This window comes from Bartonella tamiae Th239 (genome assembly GCF_000278275.1).
GTDB lineage: Bacteria > Pseudomonadota > Alphaproteobacteria > Rhizobiales > Rhizobiaceae > Bartonella > Bartonella tamiae.
The window spans coordinates 69,383-81,081 of record NZ_JH725147.1 but is presented as its reverse complement, the minus strand read 5'-3'; the positions used below and the strand labels follow the sequence as shown (position 1 = coordinate 81,081).

The window sequence follows — 11,699 nt, the reverse complement described above, 5'->3', positions numbered from 1 at the left end:
ATAAAAAAAATGATAATAGGAACAGCTGGTCATATTGACCATGGTAAAACCACCCTCATTCGTGCTTTAACCGGTGTTGATACCGATCGTTTGCTTGAAGAAAAGCAACGGGGCATTACTATTGAATTAGGTTTTGCTTATCAAACTTTAGAAAGTGGTCAACGCATCGGTTTTGTTGATGTTCCAGGTCATGAAAAGCTTATTCATACAATGGTAAGCGGTGCTGGCAGTATTGATTTTGCTATGCTTGTTATTGCTGCAGATGATGGGATTATGCCACAAACGCGTGAACATTTTGAGATTTTAAAACTTCTTAATATTCACCATGGTATTGTTGTCTTAACGCGTAGTGATTTGGTTGATGAAAAACGCTTAAATGCATTAAGGCAAGATGTGAAAGTGTTTCTTCATAATACATTTTTACAAGATGCGCCAATGATAGCGGTTTCTTCAAAAACAGGAATGGGAATTGCTAAGCTGCGTGCCGTGATTGAAAAGGCGGCAATAGAGAAGCCAAATCTTAAGGTCACGGGTCGATTTCGACATGTTATTGATCGTATTTTTACGCTTGCGGGCGCTGGCACCATTGTAACAGGTCGGGTCATTTCAGGACAAGCATTTGAGAATGATAAGTTGATTGTCGGGCCTATCCATATGCCCATACGATTGCGTTCTATTCATGTGCAAGATGAAAACGCACAACAAGCGCAGTCAGGTGATCGAGCCGCTTTAAATCTTGTTGGTGAACGGGTTGATAAAACATCAATAAAGCGTGGTATGGTTGTTCTTGATCCCTTTCTTGATCATCCAACAATGCGTTTTGATGGGTCTGTGAGAATCGTCGAAACAGAAAAAAAACCTTTAACGCAATGGTTTCCTGTTCATTTTCATCATAATGCACAAGACATCAGCGCACGTCTTGTTTTTTTGGATAAAGACAGTGTTACAGCCGGTGAAAAAGCCTATTGTCAGATTGTAACGGATAAACCTGTTATTGCTGTTGTTGGTGATCGTTTTATCATACGTGATACGAGCGCAAGCCGCACTATCGGTGGAGGTGAGATTCTTGATCCTTTTGCACCAGCGAGAAAACGTAAAACGCCTGAGCGGCTCGCTGTTTTAAAAGCAATGGAACAAAAAGATGACAGAACCGCGTTAAATGATCTTCTTAAAGTGTTCCCATTTGGCATTGAATGGATTCCATTTTGCCGTGCGCGTAACTTAACTGAAGATGAGGCTAAGACTGTTCTTTCTTCAGAAGCGTTTTGCAGTTTTCATTTTGGACGTGAGCGTTTTGTCATGACGCAAACACATCAAAATATATTAAAGCATAAAATTTTAGAGTATTTAAAAGATTTTCATGACAACACCCCTGATCTTTTTGGTATTGGACTTGAAAAACTACGCCGTGATATTGCTCCAGAAATAAAAATGCCCTTTTTTCGTGCTTTTCTCCAAACGGAAATTGAGGCCCAAGTCTTAAAAATACAAGGTGCATGGATTGGTCTATCCAGTCATGAGGCAAAACTGAGCGATGAAGACGAGAAAATTTTTCAATATGTTCATACTAATTTAGTGGGTGAAGATCGCTTTCGACCAAGCCGTACGCGTGATTTTGCGACTTTATTGTCAATTGATGAAAATGATATGCGTCAAATTTTAAAATCTGCTTCACGTATGGGGCGTGTTTATGAAGTGGCGCAAGATTACTTTTTTCCACGTGAGGTTCTGCATGAGATTGTTCGTCAAATGCATACTATTCAGCTTACTCAATCTAATGGTTTTTTTACTGCTGCCGATTTACGCGATGCGCTTCATAATGGTCGTAAGATCGCAATTTTACTTTTGGAATTTTTTGATCGACACGGTGTTACCATTCGTAAAGGTGATCGACGTCGTCTTAATCCGCATCGTTTTAATCTTTTTAACGATCATTAAACTTGCAGATTGTTATAAAAAATACCATAACAAAGTTGGAAGGGCTTTTCATCCGGTGATGAGTGCGGCCTTCAAAGCCGTAAGGGGCCGTGAGACGGTCTTTGGTGGGTTCGACTCCCATGCTCTTCCGCCATATTGATCCGCTTAACGGGTGTTTATACGAGAACTATAAATTTGGGGCTGTCCTAGATAACGTAAATTATCTAAGGTTAGCCCATGAGAAAAAGTCGTTTAAGTTGGTATAAGCAATGCAAGCTTATAGAATTATTTATAGCTGGTTCAACAGCGAGAACGGCAGCTGCCTTAGTTGGTGTTAACAAAACAACGGCTGCTTATTATTTTCATCGCCTTCGTTGTCTGATTTATCTTCATAGTGATCATTTGGAAATGTTTGAAGGTGAAGTTGAAGCTGACGAATCTTATTTTGGAGGAAGGCGCAAGGGGAAGCGTGGACGAGGAGCTTTGGGAAAAGTACCAGTATTTGGGCTTTTAAAGCGTGATGGCAAGTTTTATACGGTTTTAGTTCCCAATACTCGAGCCGTCACCTTAGTTCCTATTATTAAGGAGCATGTCAAACCTGATAGCATAGTTTATACCGATACTTATCGCAGTTATGATGTTCTTGACGTCAGTGAGTTTACTCATTATCGTATTAATCATAGCAAATTATTTGCAGATAAGCACAATCATATCAATGGAATTGAGAATTTTTGGAACCAAGCTAAGCGCCATTTACGTAAATTTAATGGTATTCCTCGAGAACATTTTTATCTATTTTTGAAAGAATGTGAATGGCGTTTTAACAACAGTGACCCAAAAGTTCAATTTTCCCTTTTAAAACAATTAGTAAGAGATAGTTCATAGCAATTATCTAGGACAGCCCCATAAATTTTTATTATAGAGTCATGCCGCCTGGCTTATATATACGCTCAGCGCCATTATAATCTTGAGATACGTTTGATGATAATAATGATGTGATAAACACTTCATTTAATAAAGACTAAAGGAAACAATCTTAAAATTAAGTCTTATGGTTTAGTCATGAACGATAATATTTGAATTGGCGATTTCTTTCGTATTTTTTAAAGATTGAACCACTGTCATTAGGTATGGAAATGTTTTTTCACTTTTTGTATTTTATATGAAATTTTTCAAATTCTTTTTCGTCATTTGCAATATAAATTATTGATAAAATTTTCTTTTGAAGCGTATCTTTATGGGATTTCATCCATAAGGTCATAATATTTGCATTCTTGTCTTCAAGACGTTCATGTGCATCAACAATCATGCAAACGGGTTTGTTATGAGCCCAAAAGGCTTTCAAAGTCTTTTGTCCATTGCTTCATAAAATTTGAACTCTTATTCTCTTTTGCACCAGAATAATAAATACAAAGAGATAAAAGCTTAAAAAAAATGACATAGCCAACCACTCTATAAATATTGCTAAAAATTTATATAAGTTGATAGATTTGGTCAAGATTTAATATATAAAACTTATGTGACCACAATTATTTTTTTTAAATGCGCAAGATGTCAAGAGAGTTTGTCCTGCTCAAAGCCAATAAGAGGTTTGCAAAGATTAAAAATCGTTTTTGAAAATTTCATTCTTATAAAAAGATTATACTTATTTAAACTTCTTCTTCGGCTTTTTGTACCTTTGTTTTGACAACACGCCGACGACGAGGTTTTTTCTCTTCTTCTACAAGAGTATCGCCACTTTGTGAGATGTCTTCAGACGCATTGTGTTCTGCTTGGGAAACAGTTTCGATTTTTTCATCTTCTTGATGGTCATTTTCCGACAATTGTGAAGTTTTGCGACGAGGTGCACGACGCTGACGTTTTACAGGTTCTCTTTTTTCAGCGATATCATCATTCTCAGATAAAGCAACTTCAGCACGAACCTCTTCAATTTTTGGCTGAGGACTATTGTCTAAACTTTGTGAACTCTCAGCATTTGAGTCATTATGATCATTTTCACCTGCGTGATCAATCCGTGTATTGTCATCATTTTCATCCTCCAATGTTTCTTCACGTGGAGGTGTTTGTGGCATTTGTGCTTGTGCAGCTAAAATTATACGTGTGTAATGTTCAGCATGTTGCAGATAGTTTTCTGCAATAACTCTATCACCTGAGGCTTGAGCATCTCGTGCTAAAGCGGCATATTTATCAGCAATATGCTGTGCGTTTCCGCGTATTTTAACATCAGGTCCATTGCTTTCATAATTTCGAGAGAGTGGATTTGGACCGCGCCGATTGTTATTGTTTCCATTATTGTTATTGCGTCCGCGCATGCGCCTATTTTGCTGTGGCCTCATAATAATCTCTTTTGGATGCCTTATCATTTGTTGGTGTATAAATCTTGTATTTTCAACATAGGATAAAGCGGCTTATGACCGATATCCAATTTGATTATATGTCCTGAAAGTCAATCAAGCTCTAATCAATTTTTCTGAAAATCTCAAACAGCAGTTGGAAAACGATTGCTCGCGATGCTCCGCAACATATCTGCTGATAAATTTGAACCTAACGATGTTCGTATAAAATGCCAAGCATTTTTTTAAAAAAAAAAGAAAAATTATGTAAAAAAAGTTTTTTTTCACAATTTTATTAAATAAATACCGACAATTTTCTCATTAAAGATGTCATTGACAGTATTTTTTTTAATATTAGCCATCATTTCAAAAAAATCATGACTAGATTGAACAGTCTTAAAAAAAGGGGTCAGGCATGTATCAACAGCAAACATAGTATTATATCATTCGTTTATACGAACTCTGTAGGATCCTTCATGAACCTCACCAATAATTTTTGCATGGTTATAACCTTCGTTTTGAGCTTTTTGAACCAACTCATCCGCTTTTTTTGCGCTCACAGATATTAATAAGCCACCAGATGTTTGAGGATCTGTTAAGAGATGACGCTGAAAGTCTTCCAATTTTTCTGGCAAAATTATTTTATGACCATAACTGTCCCAATTGCGATGTGAGGCACCCGTTACAAAACCTTTTTGTGCCAATATTTGTGCTTGAGATAAAAAAGGTAATTTTGAAAAATTTAATTGAATTTCAACGCCTGAACCCTCTGCCATTTCTAAACTATGACCTAAAATTCCAAAACCTGTAACATCTGTTAATGCGTGAACATCAGATTGGTTGCCAAGCTCAGTTCCAATTTTATTGAGCTGTGTCATTGATTTTATCATTTCTTGATAGGCATTTTCAGATAAAGCATCCTTTTTAAATGCAGATGAATATATTCCAACACCTAAAGCTTTTAATAATACCAATTTGTCACCGATCTTCGCTTGGTTATTACGGCGTAGTTGGCTTTTTTTGCATATACCTATGACAGCGAGTCCGTAAACAGGTTCTGGGCAATCAATAGAGTGACCACCAGCCACAGCAATGCCTGCTTCAGCAGCTTTTTCACGTCCACCTGCTAAAATATCAGCGACAATTAAAGGGTCTAATTTATCAATCGGCATACCCAAAATGGCCAGCGCCATAATTGGTTTTCCACCCATTGCATAAATATCAGAAATAGCGTTGGTTGCAGCAATTTGACCAAACGTTTTGGCATTATCCACCATAGGCATAAAAAAATCAGTTGTTGCAATAATGCATGTTTCATCATCGAGCGCATAAACTGCGGCATCGTCATTGGTATCTGTCCCCACGAGCAAATGCTCAAAAGGTCCGAAGCTCGGTTGGTTTTTGAGCATTTTTTGCAAAATGGAGGGCGCAAGCTTACAACCGCAACCCCCACCGTGGGCAAGACTTGTCAAACGGATGGGTGTCATCATATGTCCTTTTTTTAAATAAAAATGAATATAAAGAAATCATACGCTATTTATGACGATGATCAATGTACGATCAATCCGTTCACGATGAATGTCAATATTGATTTTTGGTGTGCATCTTTTCAAAAGAGTCTTTAGTTGGCAAAATTTTCACGTTGACGTGTCTGTTTTTTGACATAATATGAATAAGTATAATATTTATTCATGTATTAATCAGTAACTATAATGCGTGTTTGCTTTATTTCACTTTTTTTTGGGTTTTCCATCCTCATGGGGAATTTAAATTGATGTGCAAGATAACATTTTTTAAAACAAATTGAGCAGGTTTTTGCGTTTGTTAGCGCCAATGTCTTTGACATAAGATTAGAAAGCTTCTATTCTAAGGCAAATAAGACATGTATATATTGAGGAATTTTCGATGAATATTGAAATCTCGCGTCGTACCTTTTTGAAGGGTGCTGGTGCGGGTGTTGGTGCGACCGCTCTCGGATCGCTTGGTTTTAGTCAAGCAGAAGCTGCAGCAGCCTCTGCAATTAGACCATTTAAGCTTGCGTCCACGACACAAACGCGCCAAACCTGTACATATTGTTCCGTTGCTTGTGGCATTATCCTTTATTCAAAAGGTTCACTGCAAGAAGGCAATGCCAAAGTTGTTCACGTAGAAGGTGATGTTGATCATCCGACCAATCGTGGAACTTTGTGTCCGAAAGGTGCAGCATTATTGGATACGATTCATTCTAAGAGCCGTATTACCAAGCCAAAAGTGCGCCGCCCGGGTTCTGATCATTTTGAAGACACAACATGGGATGAAGCGCTTGATAAAATCGCCCGTTACATGAAAGATGATCGCGATGCGAATTTTGTTGAAAAAAATCAAAAAGGACAAACCGTTAATCGTTGGTTGACGACGGGGTTCCTTGCCGCATCTGCCACCACAAACGAAACCGCTTTTGTAACATATAAGGTTGTGCGCTCAAGCGGAATGCTTGCATTTGATAATCAGGCGCGCGTTTGACACGGCCCAACGGTGTCCAGTCTGGGCCCAACTTTTGGTCGTGGTGCAATGACAAATGCTTGGACGGATATCCGTTCAACTGATCTTGTTATCATTATGGGCGGCAATGCTGCTGAAGCCCATCCTTGTGGTTTTAAATGGGTAACGCATGCGAAAGAAAATCGCGGTGCCAAGCTCATTGTTGTTGATCCGCGTTTTACGCGTTCTGCATCCGTTGCTGATTATTATGCGCCGATCCGCCAAGGAACTGATATTGCCTTTTTATCAGGGGTTATTCATTATTGTATGAGTAATGATAAGGTTCAGCATGACTATGTGAAGCATTTTACCAATGCTGGATTAATTGTTAAGGAAGAATTTGATTTCAACGAAGGCCTATTTAGTGGTTATGATGAAGAAAAACGCGATTATGATCGTTCATCATGGGCCTATGAAGTGGGTGAAGATGGTTTTGCCAAAACTGATGAAACATTGACGCATCCGCGTTGTGTGTGGCAAATGCTTAAAAAACACGTCAGTGCTTATACACCAGAATTTGTTGAACGTATTTGTGGTACGCCCAAGGAAAAATTCCTTAAAATTTGCGAGATGATTGCAGAATGTTCAACACCAACCAAAACAATGACCTCAATGTATGCATTGGGTTGGACGCAACATTCTAAAGGATCACAAAATATTCGCACCATGGCTATGTTGCAACTTATTCTTGGCAATATTGGTGTACGTGGTGGTGGTATGAATGCGCTTCGTGGTCATTCAAATATTCAAGGTTTGACAGATATTGGACTGATGTCAAATTTGCTTCCCGGATATATGAATATTCCACTTGAGGATGAGACAGATTTAAAAACCTATTTTCTAACACGCAAATATGCACCTACGCGACCCAATCAGGTAAGCTATTGGCAAAATTACGATAAATTTTTTATTTCTTTAATGAAATCTTTGTGGGGTGATGCAGCGACCAAGGAAAATGATTGGGCCTATGATTATTTGCCTAAGCTTGATATTGCCAATTATGACATCCTCAAAGCTTTTGATCTTATGGATCATGGGAAAATGACAGGCTATTTCTGTCAAGGTTTCAATCCTGTCTTGGCGTTTCCAAATCGTAAAAAAGTTCAACGTGCTTTAGGCAAACTAAAATATCTTGTTGTGATGGATCCAATTGAGACAGAAACTGCGCGCTTTTGGGAAAATCATGGTGATTTTAACGATGTTGATCCAGCAGACATTCAAACGGAAGTTTTTCAACTGCCTTCTAGTTCATTCGCAGAAGATGAAGGTGCAGTTGTTAATTCTGGGCGTTGGTTGCAATGGCATTGGCCAGGTCAGAACCTACCGGGAGAAGCCAAATATGATACTTGGATTATGGCTCAAATTTGGTTACGATTGAAAAAATTGTATCAGGAAGAAGGCGGTGTTTACCCTGATCCGATTGTCAATCTTTATTGGCCATATGCGGATGAAAATAATCCTTTATCTGAAGAACTTGCCAAAGAAATGAATGGCTATGTTCTTGAAGATGTGTATGATCCAAACGATCCGACCAAAAAAATTCTTGAAAAAGGCAAACAATTGTCAGGTTTTGCTGAATTGCGGAATGATGGGACTACTGCGGCAGGGTGTTGGGTTTATTCAGGAAGTTTTACGGAAGAGGGCAATATAATGGCTCTTCGTGATAATACAGATTATGATGAAAGTGGACTTTATCCTAAATGGACATTTGCATGGCCTGCCAATCGTCGTATTCTTTATAATCGCGCGTCTTCAGATATTGACGGTAAGTCATGGGACCCAAGTCGTAAAATTATCGAGTGGGACGGGACAAAATGGACAGGCTTTGATGTGCCTGACATTCCACCCGCTTCAAATCCACGAGATGTTGGTCCATTTATCATGAACGCAGAAGGTTCAGCACGGTTGTTTTCGCTTGGTGGCTTGCGTGACGGACCATTTCCTGTTCACTATGAACCGTTTGAATCGCCCATTGTTAACCCTGTTGCACCAAATATTCGTGGGAACCCTGTTGCTCGTGTTTTTGACGAAGATTTAAAGCAGATGGGAAACAGTGAAGAGTTTCCATTTGCTGCAACCTCTTATCGTCTGACAGAGCATTTCCATTATTGGACGAAAAATAATCGCATTAATGCATCTCTTCAACCTCAGTTTTTTGTTGAAATCTCTGAAGAATTGGCAGCAGAAAAAGGTGTTGTGAAGGGAGATTGGGTTAAAGTTTGGAATAAACGTGGTGAAGTTTATGCCAAAGCGCTTGTAACAAAACGTATTCGCCCGCTCATATGTGATGGAAAATCCGTTCATGTCATAGGTATACCTTTGCATTGGGGGTTTGTCGGCGCTGCCAAAAAAGGTTTTGGTCCTAATTCTTTGACACCTTTTGTTGGCGATGCCAATTCTCAAACACCAGAATTTAAAGCCTTTTTGGTGAATATGGAAAAATCAAGGGCACCTATTGATGCCGATGGGAGGTCTGAAGCATGAATATTAACATTAATCCTCCAACACAGGATGTGATTGTTCAACAATTTGGTCCAGATGACTATATTCGTTCTTCTGCATCAACTGTGCCAGAGCCTAAGCGGCAACTCGAACCTGTCGCTAAACTCATTGATGTTTCAAGATGTATTGGCTGTAAAGCGTGTCAATCTGCGTGTTCAGAATGGAATGATCTCAGTCCTGAAATTGAAACCAATGTCGGTGTTTATGATAATCCGCATGATTTAACTCCTGAAGCATTCACAATTATGCGTTTTAGCGAATGGGTCAATCCTGAAACTGACACATTTGAATGGCTTATCCGTAAGGATGGTTGCATGCATTGCGCAGAACCTGGCTGTCTTACTGCATGCCCTTCGCCAGGAGCCATCGTGCAATATTCAAATGGGATCGTCGATTTTGATCACGATAAATGTATTGGTTGTGGATATTGCGTGAAAGGATGTCCTTTCAATATTCCGCGTATTTCGAAAAAGGATCATAAAGCTTATAAATGCACTTTATGTTCAGATCGTATTGCTGTTGGTCAAATCCCTGCATGTGCAAAATCTTGTCCCACTGAGGCGATTATGTTCGGTGCAAAAGCAGATTTGAAAGAACATGCAAAAGATCGTATTGCTGATCTTAACAATCGCGGTTATGAAAATGCTGGACTTTATGATCCTGAAGGCGTTGGTGGCACACACGTGATGTATGTTCTTCATCATGCGGATCAACCCAATATTTATTCAAACTTACCTGAAGAGCCGCGTATTTCGCCGATCGTTAAAACATGGAAAGGTGTTTCCAAATATCTTGGGCTTGGTGCTATTGGCGCTGCTATTGCAGGAGCAGCAGCTCACGCTTTGTTTATGGGACCGACACGCGTCAAACAACATGATGAAAACGAGGCGGAAAAAGCTTTGGAGGACAGCGATCATGAAAAATAAGCTTTATGAAAAAGGTGATAGGATTCACCGTGGTAGTCCTGTGGTTGTTGATCGTTATACGCGTGGAGCACGTATAAACCATTGGATAGCGGCTGGATCAATGATCCTTTTAGCTTTGACAGGGTTGATTATGTATTGGCCGTTTCTTTTCCCACTTGCCAATCTTTTTGGCGGAGGGCAGGTTGTTCGGATGATCCATCCTTATATTGGCATTGTTATGCTTTTAAGTTTTTTTGGGTTATTTTTCCGCTTTTGGCGATTAAATATCTGGGAAAAATCTGATTTGCAATGGGCAATGCAGATGAAAGATGTTTTAGAAGGCAATGAAGAAAAATTACCGCCTGTTGGTAAATATAATTTTGGTCAAAAGTGTATTTTTTGGGCTATGTCTTTTGGATTAATCATTCTCATTGTTTCAGGCTTAATGGTTTGGCAAGCCTATTTTGCGCCTTTCGTTCCGATAGAATGGCAACGTTATGCATTAATCATTCATTCTTTGGTTGCCGCAGGTATTATCGCCATTTGGGTCATGCACATGTATGCTGTTTATTGGATTCGTGGATCTTTACGAGCAATGGTTAAGGGAAAAGTGTCTGGTGGTTTTGCGTGGGCACATCATCGTAAATGGTATGATTCAATGTTGAAAAATCGTGAGATCAAGGATCTCAAAAAATAAGACCAATTCAGTTTTTATTTTTTGAAAGTATATTTTAAAATTTCAAAAGAAAAACCTGCAAAATTATAAAACATTTGCAGGTTTTTTTAAAGAGTTTTAATAAAATTAAAACTTGTTTGTTGTAAAGAAATAAAAACATTATACGTATATGAAGTCTGATAAAAAAACTTTTTTCTTTATTTATTGTTTGTTTAAAAATGCGTTAAACGTAACGATATTTTTCGTAATAATACACTTCAAATATGTGAAAATGGTCATTAACTTTTATTTCATTTTAGTTAAGTAGATGGTTTTTAAAGCAGTAGAAGTTTATTGAAATCATATATGAAGGCTGCAAGTTTTTTAAATTAGTGAATGCCTGTTGAGCCAAACCCTGATGTGCCTCTATCTGTTTCATCTTGTCGTGTTGTTTCTTCAATCAAAATCTGTGGAGCTGGAGCAATAATGGCTTGTGCAATACGCTGACCGCGCTTGATGACAAAAGGTTCATCGCCAAGATTGATCAATAAAACTTTGATTTCGCCGCGATAATCGCAATCAATCGTACCTGGCGTATTTAAACAAGTGACGCCATTATTGAAAGCAAGACCCGAACGAGGCCTGATTTGTGCTTCAAAACCATTGGGTAGGATAAAGATTAGACCCGTTGGCACCAAAAGCCGTTTTCCTGGTACAATGATAAGATCTTCATTTTCTAATATGGCAGCACGTAAATCCATACCAGCTGATCCTGCTGTTGCATAATGAGGCAGATCAAGACCATGAGAATGTTTGAGACGTCGGATAAATAGCTTGGGGTGATGGGTATTATGAGACATGATGCTA

At 38.7% G+C, this 11,699-nt stretch carries 8 protein-coding genes and 1 tRNA gene; 6 read left to right on the top strand and 3 right to left on the bottom strand.

Annotated elements, in window-relative coordinates:
* Positions 1-9: 9 nt before the first annotated feature.
* From selB to ME5_RS00500, 3 genes are all read left to right on the top strand, one after another.
* Positions 10-1,938 carry a selenocysteine-specific translation elongation factor gene (gene selB, locus ME5_RS00505; RefSeq protein ID WP_008037398.1) on the top strand — a complete coding sequence of 643 codons (1,929 nt, stop codon included), beginning with the start codon at positions 10-12 and terminating at the stop codon, positions 1,936-1,938.
* Between the two features lie 37 nt (positions 1,939-1,975).
* Positions 1,976-2,071, top strand: a tRNA-Sec gene (locus ME5_RS10460).
* 83 nt (positions 2,072-2,154) lie between these two features.
* Positions 2,155-2,802: an IS1595-like element ISBta1 family transposase gene (locus tag ME5_RS00500; protein ID WP_008037397.1), complete on the top strand. Its 648-nt coding sequence runs from the start codon at positions 2,155-2,157 to the stop codon at positions 2,800-2,802.
* A 764-nt stretch (positions 2,803-3,566) separates the two neighbouring features.
* Here ME5_RS00500 and ME5_RS00490 read toward each other — a convergent pair.
* Together ME5_RS00490 and selD are read right to left on the bottom strand one after the other, a co-directional pair.
* Positions 3,567-4,253: a DUF4167 domain-containing protein gene (locus ME5_RS00490; protein WP_008037395.1), complete on the bottom strand. Its 687-nt coding sequence runs from the start codon at positions 4,251-4,253 to the stop codon at positions 3,567-3,569.
* A 440-nt stretch (positions 4,254-4,693) separates the two neighbouring features.
* Positions 4,694-5,737: a selenide, water dikinase SelD gene (selD, locus tag ME5_RS00485; RefSeq protein WP_008037394.1), complete on the bottom strand. Its 1,044-nt coding sequence runs from the start codon at positions 5,735-5,737 to the stop codon at positions 4,694-4,696.
* 418 nt (positions 5,738-6,155) lie between these two features.
* On the opposite strand from selD, the gene fdnG reads away from it, so the two are divergent.
* The 3 genes from fdnG to ME5_RS00465 are packed head-to-tail and all read left to right on the top strand — an operon-like array spanning position 6,156 to position 10,874.
* Positions 6,156-9,254: a formate dehydrogenase-N subunit alpha gene (gene fdnG / locus ME5_RS00475; protein WP_081489567.1), complete on the top strand. Its 3,099-nt coding sequence runs from the start codon at positions 6,156-6,158 to the stop codon at positions 9,252-9,254.
* The gene (fdxH, locus tag ME5_RS00470; RefSeq protein WP_008037388.1) at positions 9,251-10,198 is read left to right on the top strand and encodes a formate dehydrogenase subunit beta; all 948 of its coding nucleotides are present in this window, start codon (positions 9,251-9,253) and stop codon (positions 10,196-10,198) included. Before fdnG ends, fdxH begins: the two co-directional genes overlap by 4 nt.
* Positions 10,188-10,874: a formate dehydrogenase subunit gamma gene (locus ME5_RS00465; RefSeq protein WP_008037387.1), complete on the top strand. Its 687-nt coding sequence runs from the start codon at positions 10,188-10,190 to the stop codon at positions 10,872-10,874. Before fdxH ends, ME5_RS00465 begins: the two co-directional genes overlap by 11 nt.
* Positions 10,875-11,221: 347 nt before the next feature.
* Here ME5_RS00465 and dut read toward each other — a convergent pair whose 3' ends face one another.
* Complete coding sequence (gene dut, locus ME5_RS00460) at positions 11,222-11,692, bottom strand: dUTP diphosphatase (protein WP_008037386.1); 471 nt, start codon at positions 11,690-11,692, stop codon at positions 11,222-11,224.
* Between the last annotated feature and the right edge of the window lie 7 nt (positions 11,693-11,699).